At 63.3% G+C, this 18154-nt stretch carries 14 protein-coding genes; 8 read left to right on the forward strand and 6 right to left on the reverse strand.

Annotated elements, in window-relative coordinates:
• Positions 1 to 12 precede the first annotated feature (12 nt).
• On the reverse strand, positions 13 to 1035 hold the full coding sequence (locus BLP10_RS17300; RefSeq protein WP_091137386.1) for a nickel/cobalt transporter: 1023 nt from the start codon (positions 1033 to 1035) through the stop codon (positions 13 to 15).
• The gene (locus BLP10_RS17305) at positions 1026 to 1670 is read right to left on the reverse strand and encodes a DUF1007 family protein (RefSeq protein WP_091137389.1); all 645 of its coding nucleotides are present in this window, start codon (positions 1668 to 1670) and stop codon (positions 1026 to 1028) included. The genes BLP10_RS17300 and BLP10_RS17305 overlap by 10 nt, the downstream gene beginning before the upstream one ends.
• Before the next feature lie 210 nt (positions 1671 to 1880).
• Between BLP10_RS17305 and BLP10_RS17310 the strand changes: the two genes are divergently transcribed.
• Complete coding sequence (locus BLP10_RS17310; RefSeq protein WP_091137392.1) at positions 1881 to 5384, forward strand: indolepyruvate ferredoxin oxidoreductase family protein; 3504 nt, start codon at positions 1881 to 1883, stop codon at positions 5382 to 5384.
• An 83-nt stretch (positions 5385 to 5467) separates the two neighbouring features.
• Entirely contained in the window at positions 5468 to 6217 is a 750-nt protein-coding gene (locus BLP10_RS17315; RefSeq protein ID WP_091137395.1) for a DUF2243 domain-containing protein, read from the forward strand.
• A gap of 59 nt (positions 6218 to 6276) precedes the next feature.
• Here the strand turns inward: BLP10_RS17315 and BLP10_RS17320 are convergent, their stop codons facing one another.
• Together BLP10_RS17320 and ung are read right to left on the reverse strand one after the other, a co-directional pair.
• Positions 6277 to 7476 carry an amino acid aminotransferase gene (locus BLP10_RS17320; RefSeq protein ID WP_244510638.1) on the reverse strand — a complete coding sequence of 400 codons (1200 nt, stop codon included), beginning with the start codon at positions 7474 to 7476 and terminating at the stop codon, positions 6277 to 6279.
• Between the two features lie 71 nt (positions 7477 to 7547).
• Positions 7548 to 8255: a uracil-DNA glycosylase gene (gene ung, locus BLP10_RS17325; RefSeq protein WP_091137397.1), complete on the reverse strand. Its 708-nt coding sequence runs from the start codon at positions 8253 to 8255 to the stop codon at positions 7548 to 7550.
• Between the two features lie 579 nt (positions 8256 to 8834).
• Here ung and BLP10_RS17335 point away from each other — a divergent pair.
• The 6 genes from BLP10_RS17335 (at position 8835) to BLP10_RS17360 (ending at position 16111) form a co-directional block, all read left to right on the forward strand.
• Complete coding sequence (locus BLP10_RS17335; protein ID WP_244510640.1) at positions 8835 to 10343, forward strand: bifunctional metallophosphatase/5'-nucleotidase; 1509 nt, start codon at positions 8835 to 8837, stop codon at positions 10341 to 10343.
• A gap of 238 nt (positions 10344 to 10581) precedes the next feature.
• Positions 10582 to 12714, forward strand: coding sequence for an HWE histidine kinase domain-containing protein (locus tag BLP10_RS17340; RefSeq protein WP_175493953.1), 2133 nt, complete (start codon positions 10582 to 10584; stop codon positions 12712 to 12714).
• Positions 12715 to 12841: 127 nt separating this feature from the next.
• Entirely contained in the window at positions 12842 to 13903 is a 1062-nt protein-coding gene (hemH, locus tag BLP10_RS17345; RefSeq protein ID WP_091137633.1) for a ferrochelatase, read from the forward strand.
• A 93-nt stretch (positions 13904 to 13996) separates the two neighbouring features.
• Positions 13997 to 14992 carry an SPFH domain-containing protein gene (locus BLP10_RS17350; RefSeq protein WP_091137406.1) on the forward strand — a complete coding sequence of 332 codons (996 nt, stop codon included), beginning with the start codon at positions 13997 to 13999 and terminating at the stop codon, positions 14990 to 14992.
• On the forward strand, positions 14989 to 15438 hold the full coding sequence (locus BLP10_RS17355) for an NfeD family protein (RefSeq protein ID WP_091137408.1): 450 nt from the start codon (positions 14989 to 14991) through the stop codon (positions 15436 to 15438). Before BLP10_RS17350 ends, BLP10_RS17355 begins: the two co-directional genes overlap by 4 nt.
• Before the next feature lie 19 nt (positions 15439 to 15457).
• Positions 15458 to 16111 carry a glutathione S-transferase family protein gene (locus BLP10_RS17360; RefSeq protein WP_091137410.1) on the forward strand — a complete coding sequence of 218 codons (654 nt, stop codon included), beginning with the start codon at positions 15458 to 15460 and terminating at the stop codon, positions 16109 to 16111.
• A 10-nt stretch (positions 16112 to 16121) separates the two neighbouring features.
• On the opposite strand, the gene BLP10_RS17365 is transcribed toward BLP10_RS17360, so the two are convergent.
• Both BLP10_RS17365 and BLP10_RS17370 read right to left on the reverse strand, forming a co-directional pair.
• Positions 16122 to 17117, reverse strand: coding sequence for a KpsF/GutQ family sugar-phosphate isomerase (locus BLP10_RS17365; protein WP_091137414.1), 996 nt, complete (start codon positions 17115 to 17117; stop codon positions 16122 to 16124).
• Positions 17118 to 17168: 51 nt separating this feature from the next.
• A complete protein-coding gene (locus tag BLP10_RS17370) occupies positions 17169 to 18035 on the reverse strand; it encodes a UTP--glucose-1-phosphate uridylyltransferase (RefSeq protein ID WP_091137417.1) in 867 nt (288 codons plus the stop codon).
• Between the last annotated feature and the right edge of the window lie 119 nt (positions 18036 to 18154).

An 18154-nucleotide genomic window follows, 5' to 3' on the forward strand; every position in this document is an offset into this window, starting at 1 on the left:
CCCTTGGAGGCCCTAAAGGCCCTGGCTCCAGAGGCCGATGAGCAGGCTTGCGCCCAGAACCAGCACGAAGGCCGCGGCAAGAAGTTCGAGGCCCGCGATGGCGATCGCGCCTATCGCGCCGCGTCCGCCCGCGAGCCGCAAGGCCAGCGTCTTGGCGAAGACCGCCACGGCTGCGATGGCGCTGGTGGTCAACGCCGTGCCGAGCGCCATGGCAAAGGTGGCCGCGATGCCCGCTGCGAACAGTCCTTGAGCCAGGGAGAAGACGAGCACGATGAGCGCCCCCGCGCAGGGGCGGATGCCGGCGGCAATCGCCACGCCCGCCATGTCCCGCCAGCGGGTGAGGCGATTGACCTCCTCGGGCGGCGGCAGATGCACGTGGTCGCAGCTTGCCTCGGGCACCGTGCTCAAGGGGTTCTTCGCGAGCGCCAGCACGCCCAGCACCTTGCCGCTCTTGCGCCAAGTGATCGCGAGACCCAGCAGCGCGACGGCGATGAAGCTCACGAGCTCCACGTTCATGGCGATCTTGTTCATGGTGGAGGCGGTGGCCCGCAGCACGAGGTTGACCGTGCCGACGATAAGAATGGCGACGAGAGCCTGCACGAGCGCGGCGGCGAAGCTCAGGATGAAGCCTTTGCGCAGGGCCTTCTCGTCGGCCAGCAGATAAGCCGAGATCACGCCCTTGCCGTGCCCCGGGCCTGCAGCGTGAAAGACGCCATAGGCAAAGCCGACGAAAAGCAGAGAACCCCAGGCTGCGCCGCTCTCCTTCAGGGCGCGCACGCTCGCCTGAAGGCTGGCATAGAAGCCGGACTGAATGGAAAGAAGCCATGCGCCGAAATCGCCGGACGGCGCGGCCTCGCGGATGCCCATGCCGAAGGGCGAGCGAGGGGCGGGCGCATTGACCGGACCGATCCACAAAGCGAGCAGGCTCATGGCCGCCGCCATCAGCGCGACCGCCAGCACCATCAGGCCAAGCCTCTGCCAGAACCGAGCCTGACCGGAAACAGGAGGGGCAAGGGGAGCGGAGGTCACGGACATGCGATGATCGCCCTGTTTGAATATTCCATGGTGAAGTTCACGCCGGGTGACGCCTGGATGGCGCCTTCATCCTGCAGGATCTGCTGCATGGTCGCATCGAGCGGCTTGGCCTTGGCGACGTTCGTCACGCAGCCCTGCGGCGCATTGGCCAGGGTTACGGCAGCTTTGTCCACGAGGCTGAAATACACAAAAAAAGTGTTGTCATCGATCTCGATGGCCATGGGGCCGGTGACCGGCGCGGGGGCCTTCAGAGGCAGAAGGAACGACATGGCGACCTGCTTGCCGTCCATGACCATCCGCGCCTCGCGAGGATTATCGAAGGCCTGCGGTTTTCCCGACACTTTCAGGGTGGTGAAATACTCGAATTCCTCGAGACCGGCGGCATTCTCGTTCGCCAGTTCCTGAAGCTCCTCGGGCGTCAACTGGCCGTCGTTGTTCCTGTCCAGCCCTTGGGTGACATAGGCCGTGTAGGCCTCGTCGAAGGTCCAGTGATGGCGGATGCCCGTCACCTTGCCGTCCGAGAAGGCGACCTCCGCCCTGGCGGTGATCCACACATGAGGGTGGGCGAGGGCAGGCACGCTGACCCCTGCTAACAGGAAGGTGAGGCAGAGAATGAGACCCAGACGGACGTTCATGCGTTGACTTCTAAAGCGACGCTTCCAGGGATTCTGGAGGCTGAAACCCGACCTAGACGGTTTATGGTTAATGGAGGCGAAACGAAGGCCGAGGGCAAGACCGCTTGATTGACGTGAACGGACAATTATGTCAGCATTACTGACATAAATCATAACAACAAGAACCGGAAAACCGGCGGGCGGGGCTGGAGGGCTCCAAGGAGGAACGGCATGGCCGAAGGTCATGTGGCGCTTCGTAGCGTTACGCTGGACGACAAGTACGATCTCACCAAGGATCACGTTTTCATTACCGGCACGCAGGCTGTGATCCGCATGCTGCTCATGCAGCGCGAGCGGGACCGGCTGGCGGGCCTCAACACGGCCGGCTTCGTCTCCGGCTATCGCGGCTCGCCCATCGGCGGCCTGGACCAGAATCTCTGGCGGGCCCGGAAGTGGCTCGAGCAATCCAACATCGTTTTCCAGCCCGGCCTAAACGAGGAGCTGGCGGCCACCGCCGTCTGGGGCTCCCAGCAGGCCGAGATTCGCGGCGACGGCAAGTATGACGGCGTGTTCGGCCTCTGGTACGGCAAGGGGCCGGGCGTCGACCGCTCCGGCGACGTGTTCCGCCACGCCAACATGGCGGGATCCTCGAAGCATGGCGGCGTGCTCGCGCTCATGGGCGACGACCACACGGCGGAATCCTCCACCGTGGCGCACCAGTCGGAATTTCACTTCGTCGACGTGATGATCCCGATCCTGAACCCCGCGGGCGTTCAGGAAATTCTCGATTACGGGCAATACGGCTACGCCATGAGCCGCTTCTGCGGCACCTGGGTGGCGTTCAAGTGCGTGAAGGACAACATCGAGTCCACCTCTTCCGTCGACGGCTCCCTCGACCGCGTGAAGATCGTCATGCCCGACGATTTCGTCATGCCGCCGGGCGGCCTCAACATCCGCAACCGCGACGGCGTGCTCGATCAGGAAGCGCGCCTTCAGGACTTCAAGCGCGACGCCATGCTGGCATTCGTGCGCGCCAACAACCTCAACCGCATCGTTCTCTCCGGCGGACGCAATCCGAAGATCGGCATCATCACGGTCGGCAAGTCCTATCTCGACGTGCGCCAAGCCATGGACGAGCTCGGCATCGACGAGGTGAAGGCGAATGACATGGGCCTTCGCCTCTATAAGGTCGCATGCCCCTGGCCGCTCTCGCAGCGCGAGCTTCTGGAATTCGCGCAGGGCCTCGACAAGGTCATCGTGGTCGAGGAGAAGCGCTCCCTCATCGAGGTGCAGCTGCGCGAGGAGCTTTACGGCACCGCCAACCAGCCGCTCTGCATCGGCAAGAAGGACGAGGCAGGCAACTGGCTCTTCCCCGTGAAGGGCGCGCTCGATCCCAACGACATCGCCATCGTGCTCGGCGAGCGGCTGCTCGCCTACCACAACAACGACGATCTGCGCGGCCGCGTGGCGCGGCTCCGTCATGCGCAGGAAGTGCTGAAGATCACGGGCGATGTGGCGACCCGCGTGCCGCATTTCTGCTCCGGCTGCCCGCATAACTCGTCCACCAAGGTGCCGGAAGGCATGCGCGCCTATGCGGGCATCGGCTGCCACTACATGGTGCAGTGGATGGACCGCTCCACGGACGGCTTCACGCAGATGGGCGGCGAGGGCGCGAACTGGATCGGCGAGTCGCCGTTCTCCAATCGCGGCCACGTGTTTCAGAATCTCGGCGACGGCACCTACAACCATTCCGGCATCCTGGCGCTTCGCTGGTCGGTGGATACCAAGACCAACGTCACCTACAAGATCCTCTTCAACGACGCCGTTGCCATGACCGGCGGCCAGCCGCACGAGGGCAAGCTCACGGTCGACATGATCGCGCGGCAGGTCCGCGAGGAGGGTGTGGAGCGCATCGCCCTCGTCACCGACGAGCCGCACAAATACCCGAAGTCGATCCGCTGGCCGGAGCGCATGACGATTCATCACCGCGATGAATTGGACGCGGTGCAGCGCGAGCTGGCGCAGATCCCCGGCGTCACGGTGATGATCTACGATCAGACCTGCGCCTCCGAAAAGCGCCGCCGCCGCAAGCGCGGCGAGTTCCCGGATCCGGACAAGCGCGTCATCATCAACGATCTCGTCTGCGAGGCCTGCGGCGATTGCTCCGTGCAGTCGAACTGCGTCGCCGTTCAGCCGGTGCAGACCGAGTTCGGCCGCAAGCGCCAGATCGACCAGTCGAACTGCAACAAGGATTTCTCCTGCGTGAAGGGCTTCTGCCCGTCCTTCGTCACGGTGCATGGCGCCAAGGTGAAGAAGGCGGTGCCGGAGACGGCCTCCACGGACGGCATGACGTTCAAGCCGCTGCCCGATCCGGCGATCCCCGCCATCGACCGCACTTTCAATGTGATCGTGACGGGCGTGGGCGGCACGGGCGTCGTCACCATCGGCGCGATCCTCGGCATGGCGGCCCATCTCGAAGGCAAGGGCATGGGCATGATCGACATGGCCGGCCTCGCGCAGAAGGGCGGTGCGGTCTACAGCCATGTGCGCCTCGCCAACCGTCAGGAAGACATCCACGCCATCCGCGTGAGCGCGGAATCCGCGCATCTCGTGCTCGGCTGCGACCTCGTGGTGACGGGCACCAAGAAGGTGCTGGCTTCCGTGAAGAAGGGCCAGACCGCGCTCGTGGTGAACACGGCGGAGGTCATGCCCGGCGAGTTCACGCGCAATGCCGATTTCTCCCTGCCCACGGAGCGCCTCAAGCGGGCGATCAAGGGTGCTGCTGGCGAGGAAAGCGCCGCCTTCGTCGATGCAACGGCGATCGCGACCGCGCTTCTCGGCAATTCGATCGCGGCCAACATGTTCATGTTGGGCTATGCCTATCAGGCCGGGCAAGTGCCGCTCTCGGGCGCTGCCATCGAGAAGGCCATCGAGCTCAACGGCGAAGCGGTGAAGATGAACCTCTCCGCTTTCGCCTGGGGTCGTCGCGCGGCGGCGGAGCCTGAGCTGGTCGCCCGCATGATGAGCGAGCTGAAGGCGCCGAACGACGAGCTGAAGATCTCCGAGACCCTGGACGAGGTGATCGAACGTCGCGTGCAGTTCCTGACCGCTTACCAGAACAAGCGCTACGGCAAGCGTTACCGCACGCAGGTCGAGCGCGTGCGCGAAGCGGAGGCCAAGGCCGTTCCCGGCTCGACCGCGCTCACCGATGCGGTGGCGCGCTCGCTCTTCAAGCTCATGGCCTACAAGGACGAGTACGAGGTCGCCCGTCTTTACACGGATGGACATTTCGAGCGTCAGGTCGCCTCCGCTTTCGAGGGTGAGAATCTGCGCTACGAGTTCCACCTCGCGCCGCCGATGCTCGCCAAGAAGGATCCCGTCACCGGCGTGCCGAAGAAGATGAGCTTCGGCCCGTGGATGATGAAAGCCTTTCGCGTGCTGGCGAAGTTCAAGGGCTTGCGCGGCACTCCGCTCGACGTGTTCGGCTACACGCATGAGCGCCGCACGGAGCGCGAGCTCATCCGCGAGTTCGAGGGGCGCATCGGCGAGATCGTGGCAAAGCTCAATGCGGACAATCATGCGATTGCGGTTGGCCTCGCCAATATCCCGCAGAAGATCCGCGGCTTCGGGCACATCAAGGAGCGCAACCTGAAAACGGCGAAGGCGGAGGAGGCGGACCTGCTTGCCAAGTTCCGCGCCGAGCCGCAGCAGCCTCTGCCGATTGCGGCCGAATAAGCCGCTTTCTCCCCATTCGTGGAACATCATGCATTCACCCGGCTTGACCATCGAGCCGGGTGAACTGCTTTTGGAGGGCCGTCATGAGCTTGTCTGAGACCCGCGGGCGCTTTCGCTGGGCGGGCTACCTTCTCGGGTTCTCTCTCGGCGGCTTCTTCGACGGGATACTGCTGCACCAGATCCTCCAATGGCACCACCTTCTCAGCGCCTTCGGGGCCGACGACGTGCGGTTCCAGGTGGTCGCCGACGGCTACTTTCACGCTCTGATGTATGCGATCGCCGCAATCGGGCTCTGGATGCTCGTGCGGTCACAAGGTTCGCCCCGCCTGCTTATCGCCTGTCTCCTGATCGGGTTCGGTTCGTGGCATGTGGTCGACGGCGTCCTGTCCCATTGGGTTCTCGGCATCCACCGCATTCGCATGGACAGCGAGAATCCTCTGTTCTGGGATATTCTCTGGTTCGGAGTTTTCGGCCTCGCACCGCTCGCTGCGGGATGGTTGATGAGGCAAGCGGCGAGGCGCGATGGAAAGGTTCGATCCGCTGCGGCGCGAGTGCTGGCGGCGCTGCTGACAATCGGTGCAGGACTCCAGGCCCTGTCGCCTCAGGGCAGCGAGTTCACCACGATCCTTTTCGCGCCCGGAACGGGACAGGAAGCCGTGGTCAGGGCCATTGCCGCGGTGGACGGGGAGCTCTTATGGATCGATCGGACGGGAGAACTCGTGGTGGTTCGCTTGAGCGATCAGGTGTCGGGCCTCCGCCTGTTTCGGGACGGAGCGATTCTCGTGAGCGGCGCGGGCCTGCCGCCCGGCTGCTTCAACTATGTGCGCGTGTGATCATTGCAGGCGGTCATCCCGGACAGACTGATGCTGTCCGGGATGGTTGCTGATGCCGTTCAGGCCTGGCTCACGTCCACGAAGCTCTGGGCCACCTTCGCGACGTTTTCCTCGTTGAGGCCCGCCACGCACATGCGGCCCGATCCTACGAGATAGACGCCGTCGCGCTCGCGCATGGCATCGACCTGCTGCGCGGTGAGGCCCGTATAGCTGAACATGCCGCGCTGGTTGGTGAGGAAGCCCACATCGACTTCGTTCGACAGGCTGCGGATGCGCTCGGCGAGCAGCTTGCGCACGGAATCCATGCGGGTGCGCATCTCGTCGACCTCGCGGGTCCATTGTGCGCGCAGGTCTTCGTTGCCGAGCACGGTCGCGACGAGAAGGCCGCCGGTCATCGGCGGGCTCGAATAGCTGCGGCGCACGGCGAGCTTCAACTGGCCGAGCACCCGCTCGGCCTCGTCCGCATCGCGGCACACGATGCTCAGACCTCCGACGCGTTCGCCGTAGAGCGAGAAGTTCTTGGAGAAGGAATTCGCCACGAGACAGCTCGCGCGCTCCGCATAGCGGCGCACGAACGCGGCATCGGCCTCCAGGCTCTCGCCGAAGCCCTGATAGGCCATGTCGAACACGGCGATGTGGCCCTTGGCGATCATCACGTCCGTCAACGCGGCCTGCTGCTTCTCGTCGAGATCGACGCCGGTCGGGTTGTGACAGACAGGCTGAAGAATGATGATGGAGCCGCTTTCCGCAGCCTCGATCGCCTTCACCATGCCGTCGAAATTCACGGAGCGGTTCTTGGCGTCCCAGTAGGGATAGGTAGCCGTCTTGAAGCCGGCGCGCTGGAACAGGCCGTGATGGTTCTCCCAGGTCGGATCGCTGACGAGAACCGCGCGGCCGGGGGTGTGCTTGGCCAGAAAATCGGCTGCGATGCCCACCGCGCCCGTTCCGCCGATGGTCTGGATCGTGGCGATGCGCTTGGCTTCGCGAGCCGGATGCCTGTCGCCGAAGACCAGCTTCTGCACGCCTTCGCGATAGCCGGGATGACCGTCCATGGGCAGATACGGACGCTCCGCGAAGCCGATGCGCTCGTAAGCCGCGCGCACGGAACCGAGAACCGGGATGCGTCCCTTCTCGTCCGTATAGACGCCGATGCTGAGATTGACCTTCTGGTCACGCGGATCGGCCTTGAAGCTGTCGTTGAGGGACAGGATCGGATCGCCTGCGAAGGCCTCGACTTGTCCGAACAGGGATTGCGTCATTCTGATCTCCAGCGTGTCAGGTCATTTGCCGCGAGAGACCTACCCCCGGGCAGGTTCCTCGGCAAGAACGTTCAGGCGTCGAGCTGCCAATCGATGGGCTCCAGTCCCTTTTCGACGAGCCAGGCATTGGCGCGGCTGAAGGGGCGGGTGCCCTTGAAGTCGTTGAGGCGATTGAGCGGGGACGGGTGCCCAGCCTCGATCACGAGATGCTTCGTCTGGTCCACCAGCGCCGCACGCTTTCGCGCAGGCCCGCCCCAGAGCAGGAAGACGACGGCGGGCTGATGCGCGGAGATCACGGCGATGGCCTGATCCACCAGGTCCGACCAGCCGAACTTCATATGCGCGCCGGATTTTCCCGCCTCGACCGTGAGCGCAGTGTTGATGAGGAGCACGCCCTGCTTCGCCCATTTCGTGAGGTCGCCGGATTTCGGCATCGGCGCGTCGAGATCCGCCGCCATCTCGGCAAGGATCGTACGCAGGGAGGCGGGCAGGCGGCGCGCGCCGCGATAGGAAAAGGCAAGGCCGTGGGAATCGCCCGGGGTCGGATAGGGGTCCTGGCCGAGGACGACCACCTTGACCCTGTCGAGGGGCGTCAGGGTGATGCTCGTGAACACCGCCTCCGGCGGAGGCAGCACATGGCCGCCTGCTGCCACCACCGCATCCACTTTTTCGGCCACCCGGTCGGCGCTGCCGTCCTGGAAGAAGGGGAGCTTGGTCCAGCCGGAGGCATTCTTCTCTTTGCGGAAATCCGCCAGTGCTTTCGTGATGGGGCCGGTCATGAAAAGTGTGCTTGGTAAGGTGATCGCTATTGGGTTTATTGCTCTCGCGAGAGCAGTTTCCGAGATAAATCTATTGTCACGAAGACGCCTGCCAACGCCCCAAGAGTGATGAAGCTATAAATCACGATTGCAGCAAACAAAAAGAAATCTAGTTCAAACGAGAGTACAAAATTTATCGGCAGAATTATCAGAGATAAAAATATAGATATAACGGGAAGCGTTATAAATCCTATGGATAAGCCAATTATCGCTCCAGCAGCGATCATGATTGGCGCCATTGTGATGCAGATTATTGTTCTCCTAAATATCGATGCTCTGCATTTGATGATGGTATCTGCTCTACTGCTCATATGTTTTGCATGCTCGGTCATACTTTAGCTTAGTCTTCAAATAAGTATAACATTATAATGTATTATCGAGAACGGCTTGTGTGACTAAACCTGCCGTCAAAAAGTATCAGCCGGTGCCTCTGGGCTGGGCTGTGTGGACATCGACAGGATGTTACTTCTGTGACACGTTTCTGCCTTAAGACTCCCAGCCAGTGCAATTGGGCGCCGCCCGATATGAGGACCTTTGACGATGTTGACCAGCCGACCCTCCGCTGCCTTGCGCGCCGGTTTTCTTGGATTGTCCTTGCTTCTGTCCGGCACGGCGCTGGCGCAGGAGGCCGTGACCATCCGTTTCGTCCAGACCAACGACATCGACCGCATGTCGCCTGAGAAGGGCCGCGGCGGATTCGCCAAGCTCGCGACCGTCGTCAAGGAGGAGAAGGCGAAGGGCAATGCCTTCTTCGTCCATGCGGGCGACACCATCTCGCCTTCGCTTCTGTCGGGCTTCGACAAGGGCGCGCATGTCATCGACATCCTGAACCGCATGGGCGTCGATGCCATGACGCCGGGCAACCATGAGTTCGATCTCGGCGACGCGGTGTTCCGCGCCCGCATGGCCGATGCCAAGTTCGACGTGCTCACCTCCAACATCGTCGACGGCGACGGCGCTCCCGCCAACACCAAGCCCGAGAAGATCGTGGACGTGCAGGGAGTGAAGGTCGCCTTCTTCGGCCTCACCACGGAGGAGACGCCGATTGCGTCGAGCCCCGGCACCATCAAGTTCTCCTCCACCATCGACACGGCCCGCGCCAAGGCGAAGGACCTGCGCGCGAAGGGCGCCGACATCGTGGTGGCGGTTGCGCATACGCCGCTCGAAGTGGACATGATCATCGCCCGCTCCGCAGGCGTGGATCTGATCATCGGCGGCCACGACGAGCACCTGCTCGCCTTCTACGACGGCAAGGTGGCGCTCACCGAATCCGAGTCGCAGGCCAATTACGTGGTCGTCACGGAACTCTCCGTGACGAAGGCGACCAAGGACGGCAAGACCACGGTGAGCTGGTCGCCGAACTTCCGCATCGTCGACACCGCCTCCGTGAAGCCCGATCCCGACATCGAGGCGGTCGTGAAAGGCTATGAGGACAAGCTCTCCAAGGAGCTCGACGTCGAGATCGGCGTAACGGAAACGCCCCTCGACAGCCGTCGCGCCACCGTGCGCGGAGGCGAGGCCGCCATGGGCAATCTCGTGGCCGATGCCCTGAGGGCGGCGGTCGGCGCCGATGTGGCCGTGACCAATGGCGGCGGCCTGCGCGCCGACAAGGAATATCCGGCAGGCACCAAGCTCACCCGCCGTCACTTCCAGGCCGAAATGCCCTTCGGCAACACCACCGTCCTCATGGAGATCACCGGGGCCAAGCTGAAGGCCGGACTCGAGAATGGCGTGAGCCAGGTGCGCGAGCTCGGCGGCCGCTTCCCGCAGGTCTCCGGGCTCACCTTCGAGGTGGACATGAAGGAGCCCCCGGGCAGCCGGGTCAAGTCTCTGAAGGTCAATGGCCAGGACCTCGATCCCGCCAAGACCTACAAGCTCGCCACCAATGACTTCATGGCGCGCGGCGGCGACGGCTACGGCGCGTTCGCAGGCAACAAGAACCTGATCGATCCGTCAGCCAGCCAGCTCATGGCGAGCCAGGTGATCGACTACGTGACCAAGGCCGGAAAGGTCGCGCCGAAAGTCGAGGGACGCATCGTGATGCGCTGATCTTTTTCATCAGCTCCATACGCGCCGGGGCTCTCGGAGCTCCGGCGTTTCTTTTCATAGGGTAAGGGTTATATACCCCTCCATCTTGCCCCCGCGCTGTGCCATGTTTGCCGCCCTAGGGCGAATCGCAGCACCAACACGACCTGTTTCATTGCAGTTTTCACCTCGACCAGAACATTCACGTCTGTCTAACAAGCGCCGCCGCCAGCGGCTGGCGCGGGGCCGCCTGACCCTGATCATGGGCCTTTTCGGCGTGCTCTTCATCCTCATCACTTTCGGCTATATCGCCTGGGAGCAGCGCAATCGTCTGATCGAGCGCAATCAGCAGGAAATCGCCAGCAACGCCTATTTTCTGGCGGATCACACGGCCCGCCTTTTCAATGTGACAGACCTGATCCTCAAACAGGTTGCGGCTTCGCTCACGACCAGGAACTGGGATGAGATCGAGGCCTCCAGGGAGCAATGGCAAGACCTCGCCAGGATCAAGCAGTCCCTGCCTTATTTCGACAATCTCTGGCTCAACGATCCCACCGGCCGGCTGCGGCTGACGACGTCGGCATTCCCGACACCTCCTTCGAACGTGGCGGACAGGGATGCTTTCAAGGCTCAGGTGAGAGAGGATCGGGGGCTCTTCATCGGAGAGCCGATCGTCGGGCGGGTCACGAACGCGCCGACCTTCATGATCAGCCGCCGCCTCAATGGCCCGAACAACGCTTTCGACGGCATCGTCTCGGCCACGGTGTCCCTGTCTTATTTCGAAAGCTATTGGGGCAAGCTCCGTCTGCCGAAGGGCACCCGGGTCTCGCTGGTGCGCGCTGCGGACGGCAAGCTCATCGCGCAGCTCCCCCCGCCCGTTGCGGGCGTGTCCTTCATTCCCATCGACAAGGCCGCCTTCGATGCGGCGATCGCGACGAATGCCCTGACCGGCATCTATGCTTTCCAGAGCAACGGGCAGGAACGGGACGCGGCTTACTACCGGGTCGGCGACAGGCCGATCTACATCAATATAAGCATCCCTCACGATGCCTATTGGGGCCCTTGGACCGTTCAGATGAGGCTCTACGGGGCTTTCGCCCTGATTGCCCTTCTGGCCCTGACCGCTCTCACATCCCTCGCGGCTCAGCAGTTCCGGGAGCAGGCGGCCAACGAGGCTTTCCTGCAAAAGGAGGTTGCGCTGCGCACCAGCGAGCTCCAGGCGGAAACGGCAGCGCTCGAGGTGCTCAACCGAACGGGCAGGGCGCTTGCGGCAGAGCTCGACGTGGATCGCCTCATCGAGAATGTTGTGGAGGCCGCCGTGCTTCTCACCGGCGCGCAGGCAGGGGCCTATTTCTCGAACCGGGGCGACGCCTCGGACGGCGAGCAGCGCGCGGAAGATTACGGTCTCTACACCTCCGGCGGCTCGCGCACGGCGTTTGCGAAGCTTCCCAGCGACAGGATCTGCAAAGCCGTTTTCGAGCAGGGCAGGGCGGTCCGATTCAACGATATCGCCGAGGACCCCGATTTCGGAGCTTCATCCGACGATGCGCATGCCCATGACCGCGCCAGGGCGCGCAGCGTCATGGCGATTCCGGTTTCCTCGCGCAACGGGCAGATCCAGGGCCTGCTTCTTTTCGCCCATGAGCGCGCAGGCGCGTTCACGGAGCGTGCCGAGCGCCTTGTCACGGGCCTCGCCACGCAGGCAGCCGTCGCTCTCGAGAACGGACGCCTCTACAGCGAAGCGCAGCACGAAATCGAAGAGCGCAAGCAGGCCCAGAACCAGCAATCCTTCCTCATCCGCGAACTGCATCACCGGGTGAAGAACACGCTCGCCACCGTGCAGGCGGTGGTCGGCGCCACGGCGCGTTCCACTTCCAGCATCGATGAGTTCTACAAGGCCTTCGTGGGGCGCATCGTCTCGCTCGCCAACACGCATTCGCTGCTGACCGAAGCCTTGTGGCAGACGGCGCCCTTGCGTGAGATCCTGGAAAAGGAACTCAAGCCCTATAACGATGCGCGCGGGGAGCGGATCACCCTCGAGGGGCCTGCGGTCGAGCTGCCCTCCGAGATCGCGGTTCCCATCGGCATGGCCGTTCATGAGCTGACGACGAATGCCGCCAAATACGGCGCTCTGTCCGTGCGCAACGGCAAGGTTGCCGTGATCTGGAGCGTTCACGGCGAGGGCGATGAGAAAAGGCTCCTCATGACCTGGGAAGAGCGCGGCGGTCCGGCGGTCTCGCAGCCGGAGCGGCAAGGCTTCGGCTCCCGTCTCCTGCACCGCGTCCTGACCACGCAGCTCAATGCCAAGGTTCAGGTCGATTACGATCCGGCCGGCCTGCACGTCGCCATCGACGCACCGCTCAAGCCCACAGCCAACTTGAGCCCGCCGATCTGACGGCCGGGCTTGACCCACGTCAAAGTGAAGCAGGAACACATTGGCGTAACGAACGAAAAGCCACTATTTAGAGCGCGATCAATAAGTGGGCTCCGTGCGGGAGCCTGCTGCCAAGGAAATCCTATCGATGAATGAACGTGTGAGCGTGATCGAGACGAGCCCAGGCGTACGCCCGGTGGACCACCCACCGGCAAGGTCCGGGCGGATCGGCGTGCTTCTGATGAACCTCGGAACGCCGGAGGGCACCTCCTACTGGCCCATGCGCCGGTACCTCAAGGAGTTCCTGTCCGACCGGCGCGTGATCGAGACACCGCGCCTGCTCTGGTGGCCGATCCTCAACCTGATCATTCTCACCAAGCGCCCGGGGCCCAAGGGCCGCGACTACGCGACGATCTGGAATAACGAGCGGGACGAGGGCCCGCTGAAGACCATCACCCGCAATCAGGCGGAGAAGGTGACGGCGCACCTGAAGAGCATCGCAGGTGACAAGATTACCGTCGATTGGGCCATGCGCTACGGCAAGCCGGAGGTGCGCGAGCGCATCCAGGCGCTGCTGGATCAGGGCTGCGACCGCATTCTGCTCGTCCCGCTCTATCCGCAATATGCCGCTGCCACGTCGGCGACGGCCTGCGATCAGGCGTTCCGGGCGCTCATGGACATGCGGTGGCAGCCGACCGTGCGCGTTTCGCCGCCCTATCATGACGATCCGGTCTATATCGAATCCGTCGTGGCTTCGATGAAGCAGGAACTCGCCAAGCTCACCTTCGAGCCGGAAGTGATCCTCGTTTCCTTCCACGGCGTGCCGAAGGAATACCTCCTGAAAGGCGATCCCTATCATTGCCAGTGCGTGAAGACATGGCGCCTGATGCGCGAGGCTTTCGGCTGGCCGGCGGACAAGTTCCGCATGAGCTTCCAGTCGCGTTTCGGCACGGCGGAATGGCTCCAGCCCTATACGGACAAGACCGTCGAGGCCCTGGCGAAAAGCGGCGTGAAGCGCATGGCCATCGTGGCCCCCGGCTTCTCGGCGGATTGCCTCGAAACCCTTGAAGAGCTCGACGGCGAGAACCGCGAGATCTTCATGCACAACGGCGGCGAGCAATTCGCCTATCTGCCCTGCCTCAACGACAGCGACGAGGGCATGCGCGTGATCAACCACATCGTGGAGCGCGAGCTCCAGGGGTGGATTTAAGTTCCGGGTAGATGAACGGAGGCCGCCGCTCTAGGCGGCCTCTTCGCTTTCGGGTAGCTTAGCCTCACGCAACTCCGTTGCCTGGGGAAATAAATGCAGTTTGGTGGTTTTGGCGGTTTCGACATCTTCGTGATCGTTCTCGTGCTCGTGGTCGTGGTGACGATCGCGATGGGTGTGAGAACGGTGCCTCAGGGTTATGCCTATACGGTTGAGCGTTTCGGGCGCTATTCGCGCACGCTGATGCCGGGCCTCGGCCTCATCGTTCCTTACATCGAGCAGATCGGAAAGCGCGTGAATGTCATGGAGCAGGTGCTCGACATTCCGAGCCAGGAAGCCTTCACCCGAGACAATGCGGGCGTCACCATCGATGCGGCGGCGTTCTATCAGGTACTCGACCCGGCCCGCGCCTCCTACGAGGTGTCGGATTTGAGTCAGGCGCTTCTGGTCCTGACCATGACCAACATCCGCACGGTCGTCGGCTCCATGGACCTCGACCAGCTTCTCTCCCATCGCGACGAGATCAACGAGCGCCTGCTGCGGGTCATGGATGCGGCGGCTTCGCCCTGGGGCGCGAAGGTCACCCGCGTCGAGATCAAGGACATCCTCCCGCCGCAGGATCTTGCCGGCGCCATGGCACGTCAGATGAAGGCGGAGCGCGAGAAGCGCGCCGCCGTGCTCGAAGCCGAAGGCATGCGGCAGGCGGAGATCCTGCGCGCCGAAGGCGAGAAGCAGTCGCAGATCCTCTCCGCGGAAGGCCGCAAGGAAGCCGCCTTCCGTGATGCCGAAGCGCGCGAGCGCCTCGCGGAAGCCGAGGCGAAGGCGACATCCATGGTGAGCGATGCGATCACCCGCGGCGATCTCGCCGCCGCCAACTTCATCGTGGCCGAGAAATACATCGATGCCATCCGCTCCCTCGCAACGGCGCCGAACCAGAAAGTGGTGATCGTGCCGATCGAGGCGGCAGGTCTCGCCGGAACGCTCGGCGGCATCGCGGAGCTCACGAAGTCCGTCTTCGGCGGCGACGGTGCTTCTGCTGCCAAGTCTCCGCGCAGCATCCCCGCCGTGACGAAAGGAACAGAGCGCTCATGATCCGCGATGCCTTCGTCAGCCTTGGAGCCTGGAGCTGGATCATCCTCGGCCTTGTGCTGATCGGCATCGAGCTGATGGCGCCGGGCATCTTCTTCCTCTGGCTGGGACTGGCCGCCATTGCGACGGGCCTGCTCGATGCCGCACTCGATCTCTCCTGGCAGGCAGCCTTCATCATCTTCGCGCTGCTCTCCGTGGCGGCCGTGGTCTTGGGAAGGTTCGTCACGCGCTCGAAGGATCAATCCGAAGCGCCCGCCTCGCATCTGAACCAGCGCGGGCAGGCGCTCGTCGGACAGGTGTTCACGCTCGATACGCCCATCAAGGACGGGGAAGGCCGAATCCGGGTCGGCGACAGCTCATGGCGCGTCACGGGCGCCGACCGGTTCAAAGGTGCGAAGGTGCGTATCGTGCGCGTCGAGGGCTCAACCCTGGTGGTGGACGATCCTTGACGGTGAGAGGCAGTAAAGCATGACCTTGAGACTCTACGCGCACCCCTTCTCATCCTATTGCCAGAAGGTTCTGATCGCGCTTTACGAAAATGCTCTTCCGTTCGAATACAGGACGCTTGGCGAAGAGGCCGCGAATGCCGAGTTGGCTTCCCTGTGGCCGATCAAGAAATTTCCGGTTCTGGTCGATGGTGAGCGGACCGTCCTCGAGGCTAGCATCATCATCGAGCATCTCGGGCCTTACCATCCCGGACCTGTAAGACTTGTTCCGGAGGATCCGCGCGGAGCCCTCGATGTGCGGATGATGGACCGCTTCTTCGACAATTACGTCATGACGCCGATGCAGAAGATCGTATCCGACCGCATCCGCTCGGAATTGGTGCGCGACTCCCATGGTGTCGATGAGGCGAGGCGTATGCTTGATACGGCTTATGCATGGCTTGATTATGCAATGGCCGGTCGCGAATGGGCGGCGGGTAATGCTTTCAGCATGGCCGATTGCGCGGCTGCTCCGTCGCTGTTCTACGCGGATTGGGCGCACCCGATCAGTGCGGAGCATGCCAATGTGCATGCTTATCGAAAGCGCTTGCTAGCTCGCCCGTCATTCGCAAGAGCGGTGGACGAGGCGCGGCCTTACCGGCAATTCTTCCCGCTCGGTGCCCCTGACCGCGACTGAGAAACGAAACTTAAGCAGCGCCCGCGCGCAGCAGGTCGAGATAGTGAACGAGACCGACGGGCTTGTTGTTCTCCGCCACGATCAGGGCCGTGATCCGCGCGGTCTCCTCGATTTCGAGCGCGGTTGCCACCAGCGCATCGGGGGCGATCGTGCGTGGCGTGCGCGTCATGATGTCGGTCACCGGCAGGCTGCCGAGATCGGGGCGCAGGTTGCGCCGCAGGTCGCCGTCGGTGACGATGCCGGCCAGCGTGCCATCCGCATTCACTACGATCACCGAGCCGAAGCCCTTGCGGCCGATCTCCTCGATCGCCTCGTCCATGCGCGCATCGATGCCGACGATCGGCAGGCGCTCGTCCTTGTGCATGATGTCGCGCACGAGCTTGAGGCGCGCGCCGAGCTTTCCGCCCGGATGGAAGACGCGGAAGTTCTCCGCCGTGAATCCGCGCTTCTCGAGCAGCGCGATGGCCAGCGCATCGCCCAAAGCGAGCTGAATCGTCGTGGAGGTGGTGGGGGCGAGCCCGTTGGGGCAGGCCTCCTTGGCCTTCGGCAATGTCAGGCAGATGTCGGCGGCGTGTCCCAGGGTTGAGTCCGCATTCGAGGTGAAAGCGATCAAGGGAACCCGGAAGCGGCGGGAATAACCGATGATGTCCGCAAGCTCCGCCGTCTCGCCCGACCATGACAGCGCGATGATCACGTCCTCGGGCTGGACCATGCCGAGATCGCCGTGGCTTGCTTCCGCCGGATGCACGTAGTGGGCGGGGGTGCCGGTCGAGGCCATGGTGGCGACGATCTTGCGGCCGATGTGGCCCGACTTGCCCATGCCGGTGACGATGACGCGCCCCTTGGAGGCGGCAATCGTCTCGACCGCGGCCGTGAAGAGGGGCCCGAGCCCGTTGCCGATGGCATTCATGAGAATGGTCAGGCCCTCGCGCTCGGTTTCGAGCGTGCGCAGGGCTGAGGCGACGGCCTGATCGGGCGAAGCGGATTGTGTCTGTGCAAGTGCCATGGCCGCCCCTTTAGCATATCGGAGCGGCCACGCGGAACCCTGGAGCCCCGGTTACTTTTGGCGCAGGAAGGCTTCCAGCTCCTGGCGGAAGGCCGGGCCGAGGTCCTCGCGCTCCAAGGCATAGGCGACGTTCGCCATGAGGAAGCCGATCTTGGAGCCCGTATCGTAGGTGCGGCCCTGATATCTCATGCCGAAGAAGGGCTGGTCCTTCATCAGACGGATCATGGAGTCGGTCAGCTGTATCTCGTTGCCCGCGCCGCGCTCCTGGTTCGAGAGCAGGTCGAAGACCTGGGGCTGCAGGATGTAGCGGCCGGAGATGATGTAGTTCGAGGGCGCGGTGCCCTTCGGCGGCTTCTCCACCATGCCGGTGATCTCGAAGGTCTGGCCGAATTCCTGACCCACCGAGACGATGCCGTACTGGTGCGTCTGGTCCTCGGGCACCTCCTCCACGGCAATGATGTTGCCGCCGTGCTTCTCGTAGGCCGCGATCATCTGCTCCATGGAGCCGCGGCTGAGCATGTCGGGGAGAATGACCGCGAAGGGCTCATCGCCCACGAGCTCGCGGGCGCACCACACCGCATGACCGAGGCCGAGCGGCTCCTGCTGGCGGGTGAAGCTCGTCTGTCCGGCCTGTGGCTGGTCCTTGGCGAGAAGCTCCAGTTCCTTGGTCTTGCCGCGCGCCTCGAGCGTCTTGTTGAGCTCGTAGGCGATGTCGAAATGGTCCTCGATCACGGCCTTGCCCCGGCCCGTGACGAAGATGAAATGCTCGATGCCGGCGGCCCGGGCCTCATCCACCACATGCTGCACCACGGGCCGGTCCACCACGCACAGCATCTCCTTCGGCACGGCCTTGGTGGCGGGAAGGAAACGGGTGCCGAGGCCGGCAACGGGAAGGACTGCTTTGCGAATGCGCTTCATGGATTAAGCCGTGTTTGAGCAGGAAGAGAGGGGGACAATCTAAGGCAGGACAGGGAAAAGAAAACCGTTCACTGTCAAGCTTGAGCCCCCTATAACGCCGGACGCCCTGCCTTGTTGCA

This window comes from Microvirga guangxiensis, from assembly GCF_900102135.1.
Lineage (GTDB): Bacteria > Pseudomonadota > Alphaproteobacteria > Rhizobiales > Beijerinckiaceae > Microvirga > Microvirga guangxiensis.